The following is a 22,434-nucleotide window of genomic DNA, read 5'->3' as shown; positions in this document are numbered from 1 at the left end:
GTCAGCTGAGTGTCAGATTGGTTCCATGGTTGCGATAGTGTTAAAAGGTGAGGTCAGCAGAAAAGAGCCGCTGCTCGCCTGAATGATTAGCCGGGCTATTGGCCGCAACCAGCAAAGTGATCGTCTGTTGAACACGCACTGAGTGAGGAGTTGGTGTGAAAGGAACGAAAAACCGTGAATAGCAGACACAAAAAAGCCCGCATAGCGATTAACGCTATGCGGGCTTAAACAGACATTACATATTTTCGATGATCGCGTCACCAAACTCTGAACATTTCAGCAGTTTAGCGCCATCCATCAGGCGTTCGAAATCGTAAGTCACGGTCTTGTTAGCGATAGCGCCTTCAACACCTTTAACAATCAGGTCAGCCGCTTCGAACCACTCCATGTGACGCAGCATCATTTCTGCAGACAGGATGATTGAACCTGGGTTCACTTTATCCTGACCGGCATACTTCGGTGCTGTACCGTGAGTCGCTTCGAACAGTGCACATTCGTCACCGATGTTAGCGCCTGGTGCGATACCGATACCGCCAACCTGCGCCGCCAGGGCGTCAGAGATGTAGTCACCGTTCAGGTTCATACAGGCGATAACGTCATATTCTGCCGGACGCAGCAGGATCTGTTGCAGGAACGCATCAGCAATCACATCTTTAACGATGATCTCTTTGCCGGTGTTCGGGTTCTTGAACTTCATCCACGGGCCGCCGTCGATCAGTTCGCCGCCGAACTCTTCTTTCACTAACTGGTATCCCCAGTCTTTGAAAGAGCCTTCGGTGAACTTCATGATGTTGCCTTTGTGAACCAGGGTCAGTGAATCACGATCGTTAGTGATGGTGTATTCCACTGCCGCGCGCACCAGACGTTTGGTACCCGCTTCTGAACACGGCTTAACGCCGATACCGCACTGCTCAGGGAAGCGAATTTTCTTCACGCCCATCTCTTCGCGCAGGAACTTGATCACTTTGTCCGCTTCGGCAGAGCCCGCTTTCCACTCGATACCGGCATAGATATCTTCGGAGTTTTCACGGAAGATCACCATATCGGTCTCTTCAGGGCGTTTAACCGGGCTTGGCGTGCCTTTATAGTAACGTACAGGACGCAGGCAGACGTAGAGGTCAAGCTCCTGACGCAGTGCTACGTTCAGTGAACGAATACCGCCGCCGACCGGGGTGGTCAGTGGGCCTTTGATGGCTACGCGATAGTCTTTGATTAAGTCGAGAGTTTCCTGTGGCAGCCAGACGTCCTGGCCGTAAAGTTCAACTGACTTCTCACCGGTGTAAATCTCCATCCAGGAGATTTTACGCTCGCCGTTGTAGGCTTTCTTCACCGCTGCGTCGACCACTTTCAGCATGACCGGGGAAACATCAACACCGATACCGTCACCCTCAATGTAAGGAATGACTGGATTGTTTGGCACTGTAAGCTTGCCCTGATTCAGGGTGATTTTCTGACCTTCCGCCGGAACAACTACTTTGCTTTCCATTAACCTCTCCTGGGCGTTTGTTAATGATTTGTAAGATGCGCGTCAATACTACTTGAATATTTCCGTCACGCCAATCACCGCAATTTCACGTTATAATGCGCCGAATGTTTCTTACTGCAAAGCCCATGCGAAAAACAACTCAACGAATTCACCAGGATAAACGATTCAGCCGCCCGACGCGTGATGCCCGGCGTGGCCCTGCCCGCCCTGCAACGCCGCGCCGCGTGATTTTGTTTAACAAACCGTTCGACGTTCTGCCACAGTTCACCGATGAAGCGGGCCGCCGCACCCTGAAGGATTTTGTCAGCGTCGCAGAAGTCTATGCCGCCGGTCGCCTTGATCGCGACAGCGAAGGATTGATGGTGCTGACCAACGATGGCGCCCTGCAGGCCGCGCTGACTCAGCCCGGCAAACGGACCGGCAAGATCTATTATGTACAGGTGGAAGGCGAACCACAGGAAGCAGATCTGCAGCCTCTGCGGACTGGGGTTAATCTGAAAGATGGTATGACCCTGCCCGCGGGCGTAGAGAAAGTGGCTGAGCCGGCGTGGCTCTGGGCACGTCAGCCGCCGATCCGCGAGCGTAAAAACATCCCGACGCAGTGGCTGAAAGTCACGCTTTATGAAGGCCGTAATCGTCAGGTGCGACGCATGACTGCGCATATCGGCTTTCCTACCTTACGGTTAATCCGCTATGCCATGGGAAGTTATACGCTCGACGATCTGGCACCGGGTGCGTGGCGCGAACTCAGCGATAGCGCTCCCTGAAAACCGTTTTTTTATAACCTCAGGTTAACAATTGCGGAGAAGAGATGTTTAAACCTCATGTTACTGTCGCCTGTCTGGTTCAGGCCGAAGGTGAATTACTGGTGGTGGAAGAGACGATCAACGGTCGTGCCACCTGGAACCAGCCTGCCGGACATCTCGAAGCGGATGAAACGCTGCTGGAAGCCGCCGAACGCGAACTCTATGAAGAGACCGGCATCGCGGCGTCGATGCACTATTTCATCGGGATAAACCAGTGGATCGCCCCCGACAGTACGCCTTTTGTGCGTTTTCTGTTTGGTGTGGATCTGGCGGAAAAAGCGCCAACCCAGCCGCAGGACAGTGACATCGATTGTTGCTGGTGGCTGCCGCCAGCGCAGATTCTCACTGCGTCTAACCTGCGTTCACCGCTGGTCGCTGAGAGCGTACGCCTGTGGCAACAGGGCACGCGCTACCCGCTACATCTGGTCAGCCCGTTCCAGTGGCCGTTTCACGAGGGTGCGCGCCTGCCTTCTGCATGATAGAATGCGCCGCCTGTTTTTTTATCGTAATGCGAGCGTGTCATGTCTGACAACAGCCAGAAAAAAGTGATCGTCGGTATGTCCGGCGGCGTCGATTCTTCCGTTTCCGCCTGGTTACTGCAGCAGCAGGGTTACCAGGTTGAAGGCTTGTTCATGAAGAACTGGGAGGAGGACGATGGCGAGGAGTATTGTACCGCCGCGGACGATCTGGCGGATGCGCAGGCTGTGTGCGACAAGCTGGGTATGAAGCTGCACAAAGTTAACTTTGCCGCTGAATACTGGGATAACGTCTTTGAGCATTTCCTCGAAGAGTACAAAGCGGGCCGCACGCCGAACCCCGATATCCTCTGCAATAAAGAGATCAAATTCAAAGCGTTCCTGGAGTTCGCCGCAGAGGACCTGGGCGCAGATTTCATCGCCACGGGCCACTACGTGCGTCGTCATGACGTGGACGGCCAGAGCCAGCTGTTACGCGGTCTGGATGGCAACAAAGATCAGAGCTACTTCCTCTATACCCTCAGCCACCAGCAGATTGCTCAGAGTCTGTTCCCGGTCGGCGAGCTGGAAAAACCGGAAGTGCGCCGCATTGCCGAACAGCTGGACCTGATCACCGCGAAGAAGAAAGATTCGACCGGCATCTGCTTTATCGGCGAGCGCAAATTCCGCGACTTCCTGGCGCGCTATCTTCCGGCTCAACCTGGCGAGATTGAAACCACGGAAGGCCAGATCGTCGGTGAACATCAGGGGCTGATGTACCATACTCTGGGACAGCGCAAAGGCCTGGGTATCGGCGGCCTGAAAGAGAGCAAAGATGATCCCTGGTATGTGGTCGACAAAGATGTGGCACGTAACCGCCTGATTGTCGCTCAGGGCGGCGACCATCCGCGTCTGATGTCCGTTGGCCTGATTGCACAGCAGCTGCACTGGGTCGATCGCCAGCCGATTACTGCCCCGCTGCGCTGCACCGTGAAAACCCGCTATCGTCAGACCGATATTCCCTGTGAGATTATTCCACACGGCGACGATCGGATTGAAGTGCGTTTCGACGAGCCGGTTGCTGCGGTCACGCCGGGTCAGTCTGCGGTGTTTTACCTTGGTGACATCTGCCTCGGTGGCGGTATTATCGAACAGCGCCTGCCGTTAGTGGCGGAGTAAGCGGGCTCAGCCCGCGTTGATGACGCGTAAACAGGAGTAACCGTGGCGAAAAATTATCAGGAAATTACGCTGGCGCTGGCGGGCATCTGTCAGTCCGCCCATCTGGTGCAGCAGCTGGCTCAGCAGGGTCAGTGCCATCCAGAGGCGCTGACCGTGAGTCTGCGCAGCGTGCTGGATCTTAATCCTGGCTCTACGCTGGCGGTGTTTGGCAACAATGAAGCCAACCTGCGTCTCGGCCTTGAAACCCTGATGGCAGTGCTGAACAGCAGCAGTCGCCAGGGTGCAGGCGCTGAACTGACGCGTTATACCCTGAGCATGATGGTGCTGGAGCGCAAGCTCAGCGCCAGCAAAACCGCCATGGCGACGCTGGCACAGCGCATCACTCAACTGGATCGCCAGCTGGCGCATTATGAGCTGGAGTCAGACACCATTCTCAGCGCGATGGCGGCCATCTATGTAGATGTGATCAGCCCGCTTGGCCCGCGTATTCAGGTCACCGGTTCACCTGCGGTGCTGCAGAATTCGCAGGTGCAGAGTAAAGTGCGCGCCACTCTGTTAGCCGGTATCCGTGCTGCCGTGTTGTGGCAGCAGGTCGGCGGTGGCCGACTCCAACTGATGTTCTCGCGTCAGCGTTTGCTGCGTGAAGCGAAAACCCTCTTATCCCGGCTGCCACTGACTTACTAAGTCGGTGCGGCAAAACACTGCTAAATGAATCAGGAGTTGCACTGATGGAATTATCCTCTCTGACCGCCGTCTCACCTGTCGATGGTCGTTACGGCGATAAAGTCAGCCCGCTGCGTGCGATTTTCAGCGAATTCGGTTTGCTGAAATTCCGCGTTGAGGTTGAAGTTCGCTGGTTACAAAAACTGGCCGAGACCGCAGAGATCAAGGAAGTTCCTGCATTTGATGCCGACGCAAACGCTTTCCTTGATGCGATTGTCGCCGATTTTTCAGAAGCAGATGCAGCACGCATCAAAACCATTGAGCGCACCACCAACCACGATGTGAAAGCGGTTGAGTATTTCCTGAAAGAGAAAGTCGCCGATCTCCCTGCCCTGCACGCTGTTTCTGAATTTATCCACTTCGCCTGCACCTCAGAAGATATCAACAATCTTTCGCATGCCCTGATGCTGGAAACAGCCCGCCGTGACGTGATCCTGCCTTACTGGGACCAGCTGATCAGCGCCGTTAAGGGTCTTGCCAGCGAATACCGTGACATTCCGCTGCTCTCCCGCACCCATGGCCAGCCGGCGACGCCGTCGACCATGGGTAAAGAGATGGCTAACGTCGCCTATCGTCTGGAGCGTCAGTTACGTCAGCTGAAGCAGATTGAAGTGCTGGGCAAAATCAATGGCGCGGTCGGTAACTACAATGCCCACATTGCCGCTTATCCCGAAGTGGACTGGCATGCGCTGAGCGAGAACTTCGTGACCTCGCTGGGGATCACCTGGAACCCGTACACCACGCAGATTGAGCCGCACGACTATATCGCTGAGATGTTTGACTGTATCGCCCGCTTTAATACCATCCTGATCGATTTCGATCGTGATATCTGGGGTTATGTGGCGCTGAACCATTTCAAACAGAAGACGATTGCGGGCGAAATCGGCTCATCCACCATGCCGCACAAGGTGAACCCGATCGACTTCGAAAACTCCGAAGGCAATCTGGGTCTGGCGAACGCGGTGATGCAGCATCTGGCCAGCAAACTGCCGGTCTCTCGCTGGCAGCGTGACCTGACGGACTCTACTGTGCTGCGTAACCTTGGCGTGGGCGTCGGTTATGCGCTGATCGCCTATCAGGCGACACTGAAAGGTATCTCCAAGCTGGAAGTAAACCGTGATCGTCTGCTGGACGAGCTGGATCACAACTGGGAAGTGCTGGCGGAGCCAATCCAGACAGTGATGCGTCGCTATGGCATTGAGAAGCCGTATGAGAAGCTGAAAGAGCTGACGCGCGGCAAACGCGTGGATGCTGCCGGTATGCAGGCCTTTATCGACAGCCTGGCGCTGCCGGAAGAGGAAAAAGTGCGTCTGAAGCAGATGACGCCTGCAAACTATATTGGTCGCGCTATCCAGATGGTTGACGATCTGAAATAATGCCCGCCGCAGACCGGCCCAGTCCGGTCTGCGTTAACATCTTGTTTAATACATTTCGCGTATACTTTCTGCAGGTTGACTCAAACAGAGTGTAAGGAATTTCTATGCGTGTTCTGGTTGTTGAAGACAATGCCCTGCTGCGCCATCATCTCGCCGTCCAGTTACGTGACATGGGCCATCAGGTCGATGCCGCCGAAGACGCCAAAGAAGCCGACTATTTTCTTCGCGAGCATCTGCCCGATATCGCGCTGGTCGATCTCGGTCTGCCGGATGAAGATGGCATGTCGCTGATTCGCCGCTGGCGAAGCGATGCCGTACGTCAGCCGATTCTGGTGCTGACCGCCCGTGAAGGCTGGCAGGCGAAAGTGGAAGCGCTGGAAGCCGGTGCGGATGACTACGTCACCAAGCCGTTTCACATTGAAGAGGTCGCGGCACGCCTGCAGGCGCTGATGCGCCGTAACAGTGGTCATGCGTCGCAAATCATTGATATGGCTCCGTTTCAGGTGGATCTCTCCCGCCGTGAACTGACGGTCAACGAAGAGCCGGTGAAGCTCACTGCCTTTGAGTACACCATTGTCGAGACGCTGATCCGCAACGCCGGCAAAGTGGTAAGTAAAGACTCGCTGATGCTGCAGCTCTACCCTGACGCTGAACTGCGCGAAAGCCACACCATCGACGTTTTGATGGGCCGTCTGCGCAAAAAGATTCTGGCGTTGCACCCGACTGACGTGATCGCCACTGTGCGTGGCCAGGGTTACCGCTTTGATCTCTGACCATGTCCTGGTTTAATCGTTATCGCCCTATTTCGCTGCGCGCCCGCTTTCTGCTGGCCTCCGCAGCGATAGTTCTGTTCCTCTCACTCTCTTACGGCATGGTCGCGGTCATTGGCTATGTGGTGAGTTTCGATAAAAACACCTATCGCGTGATGCGCGGCGAGAGCAATCTGTTCTTTACGCTGGCGCAATGGCATGACAACAAGCTCACCATCGCCCAGCCGGAACGGATGACGCTTAACTTCCCGACGCTGGTATTCATCTACGATGAGCATGGCAAGCTGCTGTGGCAACAACGCGACGTGCCGGAGATCCGCAAAAAGATCCGCCGTGAATGGCTGCTGAAGCCCGACTTCTACGAAATTGATACCAGCAACCGCACCAGTATGGTGGCGATGGGCAATAACGTGAATGCTAAGCAGCGGCTCAACGACTGGGACACTGACAGTAACGACACCTTTACCCACTCGGTTGCCGTTAACCGCTACGATGCCACCACCAATCTGCCTGCGCTCACCATCGTGGTCGTCGATTCGATCCCGCAGGAGTTGCAGCATTCTGATGTGGTCTGGTCATGGTTCAGTTATGTACTGGCGGCCAACCTGATACTGATTATTCCGTTGTTGTGGCTGGCAGCACACTGGAGTCTGCGGCCGATTGGGGCGCTGACACAGCAGGTGCGCGAACTGGAGACCAGCCAGCGCGAGAATCTGGCGGATAATCCGCCACAGGAACTGCGCAGTCTGGTGCGCAACCTCAATCTGCTGCTGACCAATGAGCGGCAGCGCTATACCCGCTATCGCACAACGCTTTCTGACCTGACCCACAGTCTGAAAACGCCGCTGGCCGTGTTGCAGAGTACCCTGCGTTCGCTGCGTAACGGCAAAGAGCTGACGGTGGAACAGGCTGAGCCGGTGATGCTGGAGCAGATAAGCCGTATCTCGCAGCAGGTCGGATATTATCTGCATCGTGCCAGTATGCAGGCCGATCACAATCCGCTGCAGCGCGATATCCACTCCGTTTCCGGTCTGCTCGACAAGCTCTGCTCGGCTCTGAATAAAGTCTATCAGCGCAAAGGCGTGGCGATTTCACTGGATATCTCACCGGAGCTCTCCTTCATTGGCGACCAGAATGACTTTATGGAAGTGCTGGGCAACGTGCTGGATAACGCCTGCAAATACTGCCTGGAGTTTATCGAAGTCAGCGCTTTTCAGAGCGAAAATGCACTTCATCTCTATATTGACGACGATGGGCCGGGCATTCCTGAGAGCAAGCGCGATTTAGTGTTTGTCCGGGGTCAGCGTGCCGATACCCTCCGTCCCGGTCAGGGACTCGGTCTGGCGGTGGTGCGCGATATTCTTGAGCAGTACGAGGGCAACGTGATTGCCTCCAGCAGTACGCTGGGTGGAACACGCATGGAAGTGGTCTTCCAGCGCCAGGAACCTGAACATCACCGCGAGTAGAAAACCCTCAGGGCTGTTATACTTGCTGGCATTTACAGCCCTAAGCGGAACCCTTTTATGGACTATCAGCTCGATATTAACTGGCCCGATTTTATTCAGCGCTACTGGCAGAAACGTCCGGTAGTACTGAAGCGTGGTTTTAAAAACTTTGTCGATCCCATTTCACCGGATGAACTCGCCGGACTGGCGATGGAAAACGAGGTGGATAGCCGCCTGGTCAGTCATCAGGATGGCCAATGGCAGGTCAGCCACGGCCCGTTCGAGAGCTATGATCATCTGGGTGAGAACAACTGGTCGCTGCTGGTCCAGGCGGTCAATCACTGGCATGAACCCTCTGCCGCGCTGATGCGCCCTTTCCGTTTCCTGCCTGACTGGCGTGTCGATGATCTGATGGTGTCATTTGCCGTGCCTGGCGGCGGCGTCGGCCCTCATTTTGATCAGTATGACGTCTTTATTATCCAGGGTACCGGCCGCCGTCGCTGGCGCGTCGGTGAGAAAGTGCCTCTGAAGCAGCACTGCCCGCACCCGGACCTGCTGCAGGTTGAACCCTTCGACGCCATCATTGATGAAGAGCTGGAGCCGGGCGATATTCTCTACATCCCGCCAGGATTCCCGCATGAAGGCTATTCGCTGGAAAACGCTCTGAACTATTCCGTCGGTTTCCGCGCCCCCAGCGGCCGCGAGTTAATCAGTGGCTTTGCCGATTACGCCCTGGCCAATGAGCTGGGCAGTCTGCGCTTCAGCGATCCGGATGTGCCTTCGCGTGATTGCCCGTCAGAGATTCTGCCGCAGGAGATTGAAGGCGTACGTCAGCTGATGCTGGATGTGGTGAATCAGCCGGAACAGTTTGCTCAGTGGTTTGGCGAATTTATTTCGCAGTCACGTCACGAACTCGACGTCGCACCGCCGGAACCGCCTTATCAGCCTGATGAAATTTATGATGCGCTGCAACAGGGTGATGCCCTGAGCCGGTTAGGTGGCCTGCGTGTCCTGACGATTGGCGATGCTGTCTATATCAATGGTGAGCGGGTTGAGTGTTCACGCCCCGATGTGATGGCGGTTCTGGCGAATCACTATCGCATCACGCTGGAGGATCTGGGTGATGCGCTGGATGATCCGGCCGTGCTGGCGCAGATCGCCGGTCTGGTGAATGCCGGTTACTGGTTCTTCGGCGACGACGAATAACTCACAGAGCGCAATCCTGCGCTACTGCTGAATCAAGGCTCTCTGACCACTGTAGCAGAGAGCCTTTTTTTTAATTTAACTCTTCTTCTGCGCCGCCAGCTCTGACAGACGCACAATCACTTCTACCGACTTCGCCATGATATTCAGCGACGCGAACTCATGCTTGCCGTGGTAGTTATAGCCACCGGTAAAGATGTTCGGGCAAGGCAATCCTTTCCACGACAGCGATGATCCATCTGTACCACCGCGAATCGGTTTGACTACCGGTTCAATGTGGCAGTCACGCATCGCCTGTAAAGCCAGGTCAATGATGTGCGGGAACGGCTCGACTTTTTCACGCATGTTGCGATAGCTGTTAGTGATCTCAACGGTGACCGAGCAGTCCGGGTGCAGGGTTTTGTTAATTTTCTCGGCAATCTGCAGCAGCGTCTGTTTACGCTGTTCAAAACTCTCTGTTTCGAAGTCACGAATGATGTAGAGCATCTCGGCGTGCTCTACGCTGCCTTTGATCTGATGCAGATGGTAGAAGCCCTCATAGCCGTCGGTGTACTGCGGCTTTTCGCCAGCCGGGACGGCGGCATGGAACTGATTTGCCAGCTCAAGCGCATTGACCATCACGCCTTTCGCGGAGCCAGGATGTACGTTGTTACCGACGATTTTGACGGTGGCCGAAGCGGCGTTGAAGTTTTCATACTCAAACTCGCCCAGATCGCTGCCATCAATGGTGTAAGCCCAGTCAGCGGCGAACGCTTCAACATCAAAGTGTGAGGTGCCACGACCGATCTCTTCATCAGGCGTAAAGGCGACGCGGATCGCACCGTGTGGCGTGTCGCTCTTTGCCAGTTGCGCCATCGCCGTCATGATCTCGGCAATACCCGCTTTGTCATCCGCGCCCAGCAGCGTTTTGCCATCGGTGGTAATCAGCGTATGGCCGATCAGCTTGTGCAGCACCGGGAACATCACCGGCGACAGAACCTCGTTGCCGTTACCCAGCGCAATGTCTCCGCCGCGATAGTTTTCGATGATCTGTGGATTCACATGTTTCGCCGTAAAGTCAGGCGAAGTATCCATGTGGGAGATGAACCCAATGACCGGCGTCGGCCAGTCAACATTAGCGGGCAAGGTGCCCATGACGCAGCAGTGATCGCTTAAGGTGACATCGACAAAACCCAGTGCCAGCAGCTCTTCCTGCAGCTGACGCGCCAGCGTCCACTGCCCTTCACTGCTGGGCACCTGGCGCGCCTGCGGCTTAGCCTGTGTCTCAACTGCCACATAACTCAAAAAGCGCTCAAGTAACTGTTCCATAGCCCATCCTTTATAAGTGCCGTCCGGTATTATTCACAGACCCGGCGGTCACAACGTTGCGTAAAATCATTCGCAGACAGGTTAGCGCTGTCGATGACCTTTGGGAAAGCAATAAGCCCGAAAAAAACGCCAGATGACGAGATTGTTGCGGCAAATCTCGCAATGTTGATAACCCGCAGGCTGATTGACCCGGCGAGAACACACCGCAACGTCCAGACTCAACGCACAGGGTACACGGTCAGAGGAGGAAAGCGTCCCGCGCCATGGAAGGCGCGGGCCGAGCAGTCATGGATGACGGTTTTGCGACTTTCCGATCTGACCGTGTTCCCGGTGCAGGCTGGATCTCACAGCTAATCGGCACAGACTTTGTCGATAATATCAGGGGCGGCCATCGCCGCCCTCTCTTACTTATAAAGCCCGCGCAGCAGTTTATGCACGAACTCCGGCACCACTTCGCTCGCCAGACCGTAATGTCGCTCGGCAAATTCGTTGCCCACCTGGCTTGGCTCCAGGTTCAGCTCAACGGTGTGTGCGCCCTGCAGTTTCGCTTCATGGACAAAGCCCGCCGCCGGATAGACATGGCCTGACGTGCCGATAGCGATAAAGTAATCGGCCTGTTCCAGCGCCTGATAAATCTGCTCCATACCCAGCGGCATTTCGCCAAACCACACCACGTGTGGTCGCAGCGCGGAGGGGAACTGGCAGCAGGTGCAGCGATCGTCCGGCGTGATATCGCCGGTCCACTCAATCACCTGACCGCTGGTAACACAGCGCACTTTTAACAGCTCACCGTGCATATGCAGCACCCGGCTGTTGCCGGCACGCTCATGCAGATTGTCGATGTTCTGCGTGACCAGCAGGAAATTATCGCCTAACACCTGCTCCAGCTCAGCCAGTGCCAGATGGGCGGCATTGGGCTGAATCTCTGCCTCCTGCAGCTGCTGGCGGCGCGCATTGTAAAAACGCTGCACCAGCGCGGGATCGCGCTGAAAACCTTCGGGCGTCGCAACATCTTCAACGTGATGCTCTTCCCACAGGCCGTCAGCGGCGCGGAAGGTCCGGATGCCGGACTCCGCTGAGATACCTGCGCCGGTCAGCACCACAACGTGTGGCTGAGGATGGGCGGCCAGTTCGGCCTGACGATCGCGCTCAAAAATGCGCTGGCGAAAGCGCTGATGCACTTTTCTCCGGGTTTTCTTCAGGCGAGCAAGTCGTATGCGGCGACGTGGTGTACGCATAAAATCTCCTGGCGTAGCAGCTGCGGCGAGCCGCTCTTAACAGATTCCGGGTCAACATCACCCGATAGTAACGGTTGCTGAGGGCACTCCCCAACAGCAAAGGTCTTAAACAGATGCGGCGCGAAAAAGATTCGCGCCGCATTTTATTACTGACCGCTTAATACCCGAGCCGGGTCAATGCGGCTGGCGCGTCTGGCGGGATACCAGCTCGCCAGCAGACTCAGCAGAATCGCGGTAATCAGTACTGAGAACACATCAATCCAGTGCAGTTCCGATGGCAGGAAATCAATGAAGTAAATATCTCCCGCCAGCAGATGGTGGCCGGTAATCGACTCCAGCCCGCGCACCAGCGAGGTCAGGTTCAGCGCCACCAGCACGCCCGCGACCACGCCGCTGACGCTGCCCAGCAGACCGGCCAGCAAACCGTACCAGATAAAGATGGCGCGAATCAGCCGGTCTTTTGCGCCAAGGGTGCGCAGCACCGCAATGTCACTACTCTTATCTTTGACCGCCATCACCAGCGTGGAGACGATGTTAAAGCAGGCGACACCGATCACCAGCACCATCGCCAGATACATGATGGCGCGGATCATCTGAATATCGCGGTACATGTAGCCGTAAGTGCCAATCCAGCTTTTGATGTAGACGTAGGAACGGGTCGCTTCACCGGCATCGCGCACCAGTTTCACTGCCTGGAACGGGTCGGTCATCTTCAGGGCGATGCCGGAGACGCTGTCTCCCATCTCCAGATAGTGCTGCGCATCGGCCAGCGGCACCAGCGCCAGACTGTGATCGAGCATGCCGCTCAGTTGCAGAATACCGCTGACCTGCAGCCGGATACGTTTTGGCTGCAGCAGTTTATTATCACCATCGTTGTTAGGGATCATGATGGTGATCCAGTCGCCCTGCTTCACGTTGAGCGATTTAGCGATGCCGCCGCCCAGAATGATCTGCTGCTTACCGGCGGCAAAAGAGGACCAGGCGTTATCGGCCACAAACTGCGGCAGTGCGCTCAGGCGCGGCTCCTGGGCCGGATCAACGCCTTTCACCTGCAGCGCCTCCAGCCGGGCACCGCTTTCAATCAGTCCGGTGAAGTTAACGTAAGGAGCTGCCGCCGCAATGCCGGGCACCTTTTCAATCGGGGCAATCATTGACTGCCAGTGCTGAAACGGCTGATTGACCGCCTCGATCTCACCGTGCGGCACCACCGCCAGAATGCGGTTGTTCAGCTCACGCTCAAAACCGTTCATGGCGCTCAGACCGATAATCAGCACCGCTACGCCCAGCGCAATCCCGATGGTGGAGATCACCGAAATCAGCGAGACCATGCCGCCACGACGGCGACCACGGCTAAAGCGCAGGCCCAGCAACAGGGATAACGACGAACCCATTACAGCGCTCCTGCCATAGTGAGCTGCTCGCTTAACTGACCATCACGCATCTCCATCTGACGCGTCATGCGTTTTGCCAGCATCAGATCGTGCGTTACCACCAGAAACGCGGTGCCCTGACGGACATTCAGTTCGCCCAGCAATTCAAAAATAGCGTCGGCGTTACGCGCATCCAGGTTACCGGTTGGCTCATCCGCCATCACCAGACGTGGACGGTTCACCAGCGCACGGGCGATCGCCACGCGCTGACGTTCGCCGCCAGAGAGTTCAGACGGCCGGTGCGCAGCGCGATGGTCCAGCCCGACCGCAGCCAGCATTTCACGGGCGCGATCCTGCGCTTCCGCTTTGGCGGTTTTGCCAATCAGCAGCGGCATCGCTACGTTCTCCAGCGCACTGAAGTCCGGCAGCAGGTGGTGGAACTGATAGATGAAGCCCAGCTCGCGGTTACGCAGCTCGGCTTTGGCTGACGAGGACATGGCATTCAGTGACTGACCATCGAACACCACGTCGCCCGACGTCGGTGCATCCAGGCCGCCCAGCAGATGCAGCAGCGTACTTTTACCGGAACCGGAGCTGCCGACAATCGCCGTCAGTTCACCGGGCTGGAGGCTGAAAGCCACATTGCGCAGCACGTCGGTCTGCACGCTGCCTTCCTGATAGCGTTTGCACAGGTCGCGGCACTGCAACAAAGGAGTGTTACTCATAACGTAAAGCCTCAGCAGGTTGAACGGCGGCAGCGCGCCACGAAGGATAGAGCGTAGACAACAGCGCCACAATCATCGCGCTGAGGGCGATGGTGACGACCTGCCACACATTAATATCGACCGGCAACGCGGCACCATCAAGGAACAGGCCAATCACCGGCATTAAGTTGTTGAGCTGGCTGGCGAGCAGAACGCCGAGCAGCGTGCCAAGCAGCGTGCCGATAATTCCGGCGCTGGCACCCTGCACCATAAACACCGCCACTATTTGCCGGCGCGTCAGGCCCTGGGTTTGCAGGATCGCCACTTCGCCCTGCTTCTCCATGATCAGCAGGCCTAACGAGGTGATGATGTTAAAAGCAGCCACGGCGATGATCAGGCTCAGCAGCAGGCCCATCATATTCTTCTCCATGCGCACCGCCTGGAAGAGATCGCCTTTGCGCTCGCGCCAGTCTTTCCAGACCAGTCCCTGGGGCAGTGTCTGCTGACTCAGACTGTCAACCGACAGCGGTTTATCCAGCCACAGTCGCCAGCCGGTAATATTCCCGGCCGGATAGCGCATGACGCGCGACGCATCCTGAAGATTGACCAGAATCTGATAACCATCGACTTCGCTGTTGGCGGCATAGGTGCCCGCCACCGTAAACAGACGCTGACTCGGCACACGTCCCATTGGGGTGAACTGGCTGACCGACGGCACCATCAGACGCAGCTGATCGCCACGTTTTACGCCAAGCTGTGAGGCCAGCTGTTCGCCGAGGATCACATTGTACTGCCCGGCCTGCAGCACGCTCTGCTGGGTATTCACCAGGAACGGCGTCAGCGGATCTTTTTCATCCGGGTTAATGCCCAGCATCACGCCAACGGAGACGCTGCGCGGGCTTTGCAACACCACATTGGCGGTGGTCAGCGGCGCGATGCGGTTAACGCCCTGCAGATTCAGCGAGGCGGCAGGTTGCTGTTGAGGATTGAGACTGCCTTTGTCGCTGGTGATCAGCGCCTGAGGCATCAGGCCAAGAATATTGCCTTCGAGTTCACGCTCAAAACCGTTCATCACCGATAACACGGTGACCATCGCCAGCACGCCGAGCGTAATGCCAATCGTTGAGAGCCAGGAGACAAAGCGACCGAAGCGATCCGATGCTCGTCCGCGCATGTAACGCAGACCGATAAATAGCGCGACAGGTTGATACATGGAATCCAGTAAGCCGTTGCCTGAAAATAGGTAGTGGGATGATAAAGGAGCGGCTGGCTTTATGAAACCTCTAACCCTCTGAGTCGGCAGCAAAGTTGCATCCGGATGCGTCATCTTCCGCGCCTAAGCCGCGGAATAGCCGATAAAGCCGCCGCTTATTGGCGGATTATTCAGCGCCAGGGCGGGTAGACTACAATCAGTAAGTGAGTAAAGGGTGATTGTTCGCCATGCAGTAGAGGGTGCGACCATGTTGAAATTTCCCAAAGGCAGCATCGTTAAACATAAATCCGGGGAAATCAGAGGCGAAATCATCAACGTCTTTGAGCAGGGAGACGCACCCGCCGGCTACTACGTGAAGTGGGATGACGGCAACCTCAGCTATCATCCTGAGCAGGAATTATCCTGGGCAAATATCGACCGCCCACGCATGCATTACACACAGCAATCCATAAAATAAAATGCCCGTTTAACCCCGTCGCTGCATGGCGACGGCGGTTTTTTCCGATCTCTCCTCAGACTCCGTCTATCCTCTCTCTATCCGCTGCATTATCCCTGACGCCAGGTAATGGCTAACCGATCCCCCTGGTTGAGCGCGGCGCGGCAGGAAAATTGTGCCGCAAAGGTGATCCCCCTGACATAATATGGAATGATTACGTCCTGGAAAAATGGAGCAACCCCGAGATCCCATGCCCGAACAGACTCGTTATACCCTGCCCGTTAAATCCGGCGATCACCGTCAGCTCGGCCAGCTAATCGGCGCTGCGCACGCGGTGGAGTGTGCCAGCATTACCGAACGCCATGCTGGTCCGGTATTGATGATTACCCCCGATACCCAAACCGCCCTGCGTCTGCTGGATGAGATCCGACAGTTTACCGATCTGCCGGTGGCGCACCTCGCCGACTGGGAAACGCTGCCCTACGACAGCTTCTCGCCGCATCAGGATATTATCTCTGCGCGCCTGTCGACCCTCTACCAGCTGCCGGTAATGCAGCGCGGTATGCTGATCATGCCGGTCAATACCCTGATGCAGCGCGTCTGCCCGCACAGCTTCCTGCACGGCCATGCGCTGGTGATGAAGCAGGGACAAAAACTGTCACGCGACCGCCTGCGCGATCAGCTTGAGCAGGCCGGTTACCGTCATGTCGATCAGGTGATGGAGCACGGTGAATACGCCACGCGCGGCGCCCTGCTCGACCTGTTCCCGATGGGCAGCGATCAACCCTATCGCATCGACTTTTTCGATGATGAGATCGACAGCCTGCGCCTGTTTGACGTCGACAGTCAGCGTACGCTGGAAGCGGTGCCGGAAATTAACCTGCTGCCTGCGCATGAGTTCCCCAGCGACAAAGCCGCCATCGAGTTGTTCCGCAGCCGCTGGCGCGAAATTTTTGATGTGCGCCGCGAGTCGGAGCATGTCTATCAGCAGGTGAGTAAAGGCACGCTGCCTGCGGGCATCGAATACTGGCAGCCGCTGTTTTTTGAGCAGCCGTTACCCAGCCTGTTCAGCTATCTGCCGGACAACACGCTGATTGTGAACTGCGGCGATCTGGAAGGCAGCGCCAGCCGATTCTGGCAGGACGCCGAGGCGCGTTATGAGAACCGCCGCGTTGATCCAATGCGTCCGCTGCTGGAGCCGGTCACCCTGTGGCTGCGTCCCGATGCGCTAATGGGCGAACTGAAAGCCTGGCCGCGCATCCAGATGACTAATGAGGTGCTGCCCGCCAAAGCGGCGAATACCAACCTCGGTTATACCCCGCTGCCCGATCTGGCCGTGCAGGCGCAGGCCAAAGCGCCGCTCGATCATCTGCGTCAGTTTATTGAGACCTTCAGCGGTGCAGTGGTCTTCTCAGTAGAAAGTGAAGGACGCCGCGAGAGCCTGCAGGAGTTACTGGCCCGTATTAAACTGCGTCCTCAGCCGGTGCATCGCCTTGATGAAACCGTCGACGATCGTTTCAGCCTGATGATTGGTGCCAGCGAGCGCGGATTCATTGATACCCTGGGCAATCGGGCGCTGATTTGCGAAAGCGATCTACTGGGCGAACGCGTCAGCCGTCGCCGTCAGGATACCCGCCGCACCATCAATCCGGACATCCTGATCCGTAACCTCGCGGAGCTGAGTCCCGGCCAGCCGGTAGTGCATCTGGAGCACGGTGTCGGCCGCTATATCGGCCTGACTACCCTGGAAGCGGGCGGCATCGAGGCGGAATACCTCATGCTCTCCTACGCCAACGACGCCAAACTCTATGTCCCGGTTTCATCGCTGCACCTGATCAGCCGCTATGCGGGTGGTGCGGACGATAACGCCCCGCTGCATAAACTGGGCAGCGATGCCTGGTCTCGCGCACGGCAGAAAGCGGCAGAGAAAGTGCGTGATGTGGCGGCTGAACTGCTGGATATCTATGCTCAGCGCGCCGCTAAAACCGGCTTTGCCTTCAAGCACAATCGTGAGCAGTATCAGCTGTTCTGCGAGAGCTTCCCGTTTGAAACTACTCCGGACCAGGCGCAGGCGATCAATGCGGTGCTGAGTGATATGTGCCAGCCGCTGGCGATGGACCGTCTGGTGTGCGGCGACGTCGGCTTCGGTAAAACTGAAGTGGCAATGCGCGCTGCGTTTCTGGCAATTGAGAACCATAAACAGGTGGCCGTGCTGGTGCCGACGACCCTGCTGGCGCAGCAGCACTACGATAACTTCCGCGATCGCTTCGCTAACTGGCCGGTCCGCATTGAGATGCTGTCCCGTTTCCGTACCGCCAAAGAGCAGACGCAGGTACTGGAGCAGGCCAGCGACGGCAAGATCGACATTTTAATCGGCACCCATAAGCTGCTGATGAGCGACCTCAAATGGCACGATCTCGGTCTGCTGATTGTCGATGAAGAGCACCGTTTCGGGGTACGTCACAAAGAGCGTATCAAGGCGATGCGTGCCGATGTGGACATTCTGACCCTGACCGCAACGCCGATTCCGCGCACCCTGAATATGGCCATGAGCGGCATGCGCGATCTTTCGATTATCGCCACGCCGCCTGCCCGCCGTTTAGCGGTAAAAACCTTTGTGCGTGAATTTGACGATCTGGTGATCCGCGAAGCGATCTTACGTGAGGTGCTGCGTGGCGGGCAGGTTTATTATCTCTACAACGACGTTGAAAATATTGAGAAAGCAGCACAGCGTCTCAGCGATCTGGTGCCGGAAGCGCGGGTGGCCATTGGTCATGGCCAGATGCGTGAGCGCGATCTGGAACGGGTGATGAACGACTTCCATCATCAGCGTTTCAACGTGCTGGTCTGTACCACCATTATCGAAACCGGGATCGACATTCCGACCGCCAATACCATCATCATTGAGCGTGCGGATCACTTTGGTCTGGCACAGCTGCATCAGCTGCGTGGTCGCGTCGGCCGTTCACATCATCAGGCTTATGCCTGGCTGTTAACGCCGCATCCGAAGTCGATGACCGCCGATGCGCATAAGCGCCTGGAGGCGATCGCCTCACTGGAAGATCTGGGAGCCGGTTTTGCGCTGGCCACGCACGACCTGGAGATTCGCGGTGCTGGCGAGCTGCTGGGTGATGAGCAGAGCGGACAGATGGAGACACTGGGCTTCACACTCTATATGGAGCTGCTGGAGAATGCGGTCGATGCCCTGAAAGAGGGTCGCGAGCCGTCACTGGAAGATCTCACCAGCAACCAGACGGAAGTGGAACTGCGGATGCCGGCCCTGCTGCCGGAGACCTTTATCCCGGATGTCAGCACCCGTCTTTCTCTCTACAAACGCATCGCCAGCGCCGAGGCCGAAGAGGAGTTGCAGGAGCTGAAAGTTGAGATGATCGACCGCTTCGGCCTGCTGCCCGATCCGGCGCGTAACCTGCTGGATGTGGCAATGATCCGGTTGAAGGCTCGCGCTGTGGGTCTGCGTAAGATCGAAGCCAGCGACAAAGGCGGTTATTTCGATTTTGCACCGAAGAACAATGTGGATCCGGCATGGCTGATAGGCCTGCTGCAGAAAGAGCCTCAGCAGTGGAAGCTGGATGGGCCGACGCGACTGCGGTTTACTCGTGAGCTATCGGAAAGAAAAGTACGACTTGAGTGGGTGCAGGGATTTGTTTCGCAACTGGCTCAACGGCAGGCGTAACACCCTGCCCGTGCGTTGCTGAGCTAACCGGTAAAGCGCCGGTTAGTTTGCCGCAAAAAAAGGCGCATCCTGAGATGCGCCTTTTTCATTACTGCTGTATTACGTTGTGCTGTGTGGCCGCGTGAGCGGCAAAGCTTTGCCCAATTACGCCTGATCGCCGTTGAGAACCAGCTGACCATTGCGATCCAGTGGAATACGCGTGCCGGGGTCATTTTCCATACGGATTTTACCCTGCTGATCGCCTATTTTATAGGTCACGTCATATCCCAGCTTTTTCTCTTGTTTATCGTAAACGGTTTTGCAGCGCTGTTCGGTTGTGGTGTAGGTATCCCGATCCTGCAGTCCGCCCTGGACCTGATTACCGGCATAACCCCCCGCTACCGCACCTGCTACTGTCGCCACATCTCTGCCGCGACCGCCACCAAACTGGTGACCCAGCACTCCACCTGCCACTGCACCTAATACAGACCCGGCAAGACGGTTTTCATCCTGCACGGCCCGACGGTGAGTCAGAGTGACATTACGGCACTCCTGACGAGGCTGTTTAATGCTCTCTTTGATTGGCGTTGCAGACAGTACCTGAGCATATTGAGGACCGCGATCAAACACGTTCATGCCTGCTACGGCTGCAACACCCAGAGCTGCTGCCACACCAATACCGATACCCGCTAACATTGATTTATTCACAGGAAGTTCCTCCTGAAAAGTGTTACCGCGCAATCCTGCTGCTAAAGCATCCTCGTTAACTGAGGTATAACCGGCGTGCGCGACGCGCCGTGTTTGTTGAGATGAAGTTTTACAGATGGACCGAAAATGCAACATCAGATAAATGGAGGAAATTGGTCACTTTGCTATCAGGACCAGTTTTTAGGAGAGTTCTGAGGCTGGAAAGCCGCACTGACAGTTTCAGGGAATTATGGATAATAATAGTAGAATCAATCAGCTAATAATAACTAATCGGAAATAAAGCAGGCAGTCACGTTATCAGTTTGCACATGAAAACATTTAAAGCAAATTCGCCGTCTGCCCCTCACTTACCCGGCGCAGGAATAAATAACCCCAGCCAGACGGCCGGGGTTACAGGCTTCAGGCAACTTAGAAACGATAGCCAACGCCGATGTTAAAACCATTGATGGCAACATCTTCGTTATATTTTACGCGAGTACCTTCATATCCAACACTCACAGAGAGATTGCTGATAGGATTCACGACAACGCCAGCGCCATAGGCAAAAGAGGTTTTATTTTCGCTATATTCTTCGGAATAGACTCCGGGATAAGTCAAGTTCTCATCCACTTTGGTATGGGCAACACCAATTAATCCATAGAAGCTGATGTAGTCATTGATGCGATATGCAGGACCTGCCATCAGTGAGTAATATTTCACTTTGGTTTTTCCATCATATCCGCTAACATCGCCATAAAAATCTTCCCGCTCAGAAAAACTTTCATCGCCTTTCATGTAGCTGAATGAGCCAATCACACTGAGAGGAGACTCCCATTCATAGCGATACTGAACGTTAACGCCACGGATGTTTTTAAAGTCTTCAACTTTGCTTTGTGCATATCCAACCGAGATGGTGTGATTATCAGCCAGCGCATTGCTGCCCACAAGCAGACCGCCACACAGTAATGCCAGCGTTGTCATTTTAGAGGTCATGTAATTAATTCCTTTTCATAATTTAACATTATTTCCCTGCGCTTAACGCAGGACTTCGTTCCCTGAATCACCAATTCCCGACGGACAGGATAGAGTTTTTATCAATCCGTCTGTATCGGACAGGAATTTCATGTAGCGCTCCGCGCCTGATGTTCAGATCGGTCGGAGAGCATCTATTTATACCCGGATTTTTTAAAGCAAGCAGGCCTGATTCAATGTAAAACTTAAAATCCAGCCTTATTAAATGGCACTTCGGCCATTTAATTTAGGTTAAGTAATGAATTCAACCACAGGACTCATCCTCGCGGTTAGTTATCAATCAACTCTTAATGGCATTATTAGACCAAAAAGAATTATAGGTATCAAGACCGAGTTGCCATATAAAAGCAAAAAAACCCTGAAAACCATTACGCCACATACATCCAGAAAATTATCCTGCCTTATACAATCCATTAACGCAGATTATTAACTTGCCTGAAATGTTCCCAACCCTTTAAAAGACTAAGTTACAGTTCTATTTAAACCTCTCTGAATAAATGAAGGTATTCGGAAAGATAACACCTGTATTTTCCCAAAAGGAATTACCCTCAACCTGACAGCCAATGCTGCTGCCGGTGCTCATGCCCACGCTCTGGTGCTCGGTTTGTAGTCCGCGTGATTCTCAATGTTGCTGAAGCCCAGCGTGTCGGTGCCGAGAAGTTCTTATCGGCGGTGGCGGTGGAGTCTATCACCGCACCGTTCTGCCAGGTGTGCTCACGTGCTGTCACGTCAAAACTGTGTCATGTCGCAACCCTTATTACCGGTTTTGGTGGATATATGGGCGTAACCCAGAAGACAGAATAAAAGCGGGTTAACGCGGATTCACAGCATGAAAGGCCACCCGTAATAGTTAATACAGAAGGCTACAGGAAGAAAAAATGAACGAAAGCCAGCCCGGAGAAAAACTATCTGGTTTTCAGAGACAGCTCGCAATTTATTACTTAGCTTTCAGCGAGTTTACGCGGCAGGAGGTGTATATTTAAACAGTTAAAAACGGAACAGGAAGCATATAACGAGAGATTTTTTAGCGCGGGCTGAAGGTGGTGGAACACCAGCAGCCCGCTGACCACAACTAACTGATTGGGAGTTAATTATGGCTGACATGCATCATAAGTCAGGGACCCGCACGTCCACAACCGCTGCGCATTATTACAGAGTGGGATACCGGCCTAATAGGGGCCAGCCGAACCCACTGCCGCAGCTCACCATCAAAGGCCGCTGGCTGGAAGCGCTGGGTTTTACGACCGGGCAGAAGATCGAGGTGATCACCGGGCCGGGGCAGTTGATCATCCGGCTGGCTGGGGAGTGATCGGCAGATAAAAAATCCCGG

19 protein-coding genes and 1 pseudogene are annotated in these 22,434 nt (G+C 55.4%); 11 read left to right on the top strand and 9 right to left on the bottom strand.

Annotated features, from left to right (window positions below; translation table 11 throughout):
• Window positions 1-235: 235 nt before the first annotated feature.
• Window positions 236-1,486: an NADP-dependent isocitrate dehydrogenase gene (icd, locus tag ACN1CO_RS03735; RefSeq protein ID WP_419137770.1), complete on the bottom strand. Its 1,251-nt coding sequence runs from the start codon at window positions 1,484-1,486 to the stop codon at window positions 236-238.
• Window positions 1,487-1,590: 104 nt separating this feature from the next.
• Between icd and rluE the strand changes: the two genes are divergently transcribed.
• The 8 genes from rluE to ACN1CO_RS03695 all read left to right on the top strand — a co-directional run bounded on the left by rluE (window position 1,591) and on the right by ACN1CO_RS03695 (window position 9,446).
• On the top strand, window positions 1,591-2,253 hold the full coding sequence (gene rluE, locus ACN1CO_RS03730) for a 23S rRNA pseudouridine(2457) synthase RluE (protein ID WP_419137768.1): 663 nt from the start codon (window positions 1,591-1,593) through the stop codon (window positions 2,251-2,253).
• Window positions 2,254-2,297: 44 nt separating this feature from the next.
• Window positions 2,298-2,771 (top strand): NUDIX domain-containing protein, encoded by a 474-nt coding sequence (locus ACN1CO_RS03725; protein WP_003849831.1) that lies wholly within the window; start codon window positions 2,298-2,300, stop codon window positions 2,769-2,771.
• A 42-nt stretch (window positions 2,772-2,813) separates the two neighbouring features.
• Entirely contained in the window at window positions 2,814-3,926 is a 1,113-nt protein-coding gene (gene mnmA, locus ACN1CO_RS03720) for a tRNA 2-thiouridine(34) synthase MnmA (RefSeq protein WP_419137765.1), read from the top strand.
• Between the two features lie 42 nt (window positions 3,927-3,968).
• Window positions 3,969-4,610, top strand: a complete 642-nt coding sequence (gene hflD / locus ACN1CO_RS03715; RefSeq protein ID WP_419137763.1) for a high frequency lysogenization protein HflD — start codon at window positions 3,969-3,971, stop codon at window positions 4,608-4,610.
• Between the two features lie 44 nt (window positions 4,611-4,654).
• Entirely contained in the window at window positions 4,655-6,025 is a 1,371-nt protein-coding gene (gene purB / locus ACN1CO_RS03710) for an adenylosuccinate lyase (RefSeq protein ID WP_419137761.1), read from the top strand.
• Between the two features lie 104 nt (window positions 6,026-6,129).
• Window positions 6,130-6,798 (top strand): two-component system response regulator PhoP, encoded by a 669-nt coding sequence (phoP, locus tag ACN1CO_RS03705; protein ID WP_003849836.1) that lies wholly within the window; start codon window positions 6,130-6,132, stop codon window positions 6,796-6,798.
• A 2-nt stretch (window positions 6,799-6,800) separates the two neighbouring features.
• Entirely contained in the window at window positions 6,801-8,261 is a 1,461-nt protein-coding gene (gene phoQ, locus ACN1CO_RS03700; protein ID WP_419137759.1) for a two-component system sensor histidine kinase PhoQ, read from the top strand.
• A 57-nt stretch (window positions 8,262-8,318) separates the two neighbouring features.
• On the top strand, window positions 8,319-9,446 hold the full coding sequence (locus ACN1CO_RS03695; protein WP_419137757.1) for a JmjC domain-containing protein: 1,128 nt from the start codon (window positions 8,319-8,321) through the stop codon (window positions 9,444-9,446).
• A 75-nt stretch (window positions 9,447-9,521) separates the two neighbouring features.
• Here ACN1CO_RS03695 and pepT read toward each other — a convergent pair whose 3' ends face one another.
• From pepT to lolC, 5 genes are all read right to left on the bottom strand, one after another.
• Window positions 9,522-10,751: a peptidase T gene (pepT, locus tag ACN1CO_RS03690; RefSeq protein WP_419137755.1), complete on the bottom strand. Its 1,230-nt coding sequence runs from the start codon at window positions 10,749-10,751 to the stop codon at window positions 9,522-9,524.
• Between the two features lie 404 nt (window positions 10,752-11,155).
• Entirely contained in the window at window positions 11,156-11,989 is an 834-nt protein-coding gene (cobB, locus tag ACN1CO_RS03685) for a Sir2 family NAD+-dependent deacetylase (protein WP_090962146.1), read from the bottom strand.
• Window positions 11,990-12,135: 146 nt separating this feature from the next.
• A complete protein-coding gene (lolE, locus tag ACN1CO_RS03680) occupies window positions 12,136-13,380 on the bottom strand; it encodes a lipoprotein-releasing ABC transporter permease subunit LolE (RefSeq protein ID WP_283545678.1) in 1,245 nt (414 codons plus the stop codon).
• Window positions 13,380-14,084: a lipoprotein-releasing ABC transporter ATP-binding protein LolD gene (gene lolD / locus ACN1CO_RS03675; RefSeq protein WP_039661033.1), complete on the bottom strand. Its 705-nt coding sequence runs from the start codon at window positions 14,082-14,084 to the stop codon at window positions 13,380-13,382. The genes lolE and lolD overlap by 1 nt, the downstream gene beginning before the upstream one ends.
• On the bottom strand, window positions 14,077-15,276 hold the full coding sequence (gene lolC / locus ACN1CO_RS03670) for a lipoprotein-releasing ABC transporter permease subunit LolC (protein WP_419137752.1): 1,200 nt from the start codon (window positions 15,274-15,276) through the stop codon (window positions 14,077-14,079). The genes lolD and lolC overlap by 8 nt, the downstream gene beginning before the upstream one ends.
• A gap of 247 nt (window positions 15,277-15,523) precedes the next feature.
• Here lolC and ACN1CO_RS03665 point away from each other — a divergent pair, with 247 nt between their 5' ends.
• Both ACN1CO_RS03665 and mfd read left to right on the top strand, forming a co-directional pair.
• Window positions 15,524-15,733, top strand: a complete 210-nt coding sequence (locus ACN1CO_RS03665) for a hypothetical protein (RefSeq protein ID WP_090962155.1) — start codon at window positions 15,524-15,526, stop codon at window positions 15,731-15,733.
• A gap of 229 nt (window positions 15,734-15,962) precedes the next feature.
• Window positions 15,963-19,406, top strand: a complete 3,444-nt coding sequence (mfd, locus tag ACN1CO_RS03660) for a transcription-repair coupling factor (RefSeq protein WP_419137750.1) — start codon at window positions 15,963-15,965, stop codon at window positions 19,404-19,406.
• 144 nt (window positions 19,407-19,550) lie between these two features.
• On the opposite strand, the gene ACN1CO_RS03655 is transcribed toward mfd, so the two are convergent.
• From ACN1CO_RS03655 to ACN1CO_RS03645, 3 genes and pseudogenes are all read right to left on the bottom strand, one after another.
• On the bottom strand, window positions 19,551-20,093 hold the full coding sequence (locus tag ACN1CO_RS03655; protein ID WP_003849847.1) for a glycine zipper 2TM domain-containing protein: 543 nt from the start codon (window positions 20,091-20,093) through the stop codon (window positions 19,551-19,553).
• Window positions 20,094-20,501: 408 nt separating this feature from the next.
• Window positions 20,502-21,065, bottom strand: coding sequence for an Ail/Lom family outer membrane beta-barrel protein (locus ACN1CO_RS03650; RefSeq protein ID WP_419137748.1), 564 nt, complete (start codon window positions 21,063-21,065; stop codon window positions 20,502-20,504).
• Between the two features lie 580 nt (window positions 21,066-21,645).
• Window positions 21,646-21,838, bottom strand: a pseudogene (locus ACN1CO_RS03645) (hemolysin); the annotation flags it as partial.
• 359 nt (window positions 21,839-22,197) lie between these two features.
• Here ACN1CO_RS03645 and ACN1CO_RS03640 point away from each other — a divergent pair.
• Entirely contained in the window at window positions 22,198-22,413 is a 216-nt protein-coding gene (locus ACN1CO_RS03640; RefSeq protein WP_419137746.1) for a SymE family type I addiction module toxin, read from the top strand.
• Window positions 22,414-22,434: the final 21 nt, after the last annotated feature.

Source organism: Pantoea sp. R13S299, assembly GCF_048515925.1.
Classification (GTDB): Bacteria; Pseudomonadota; Gammaproteobacteria; order Enterobacterales; family Enterobacteriaceae; genus Pantoea.
Note: the sequence above shows the minus strand (reverse complement) of the source record. Positions and strands in the feature narration are given on the sequence as shown.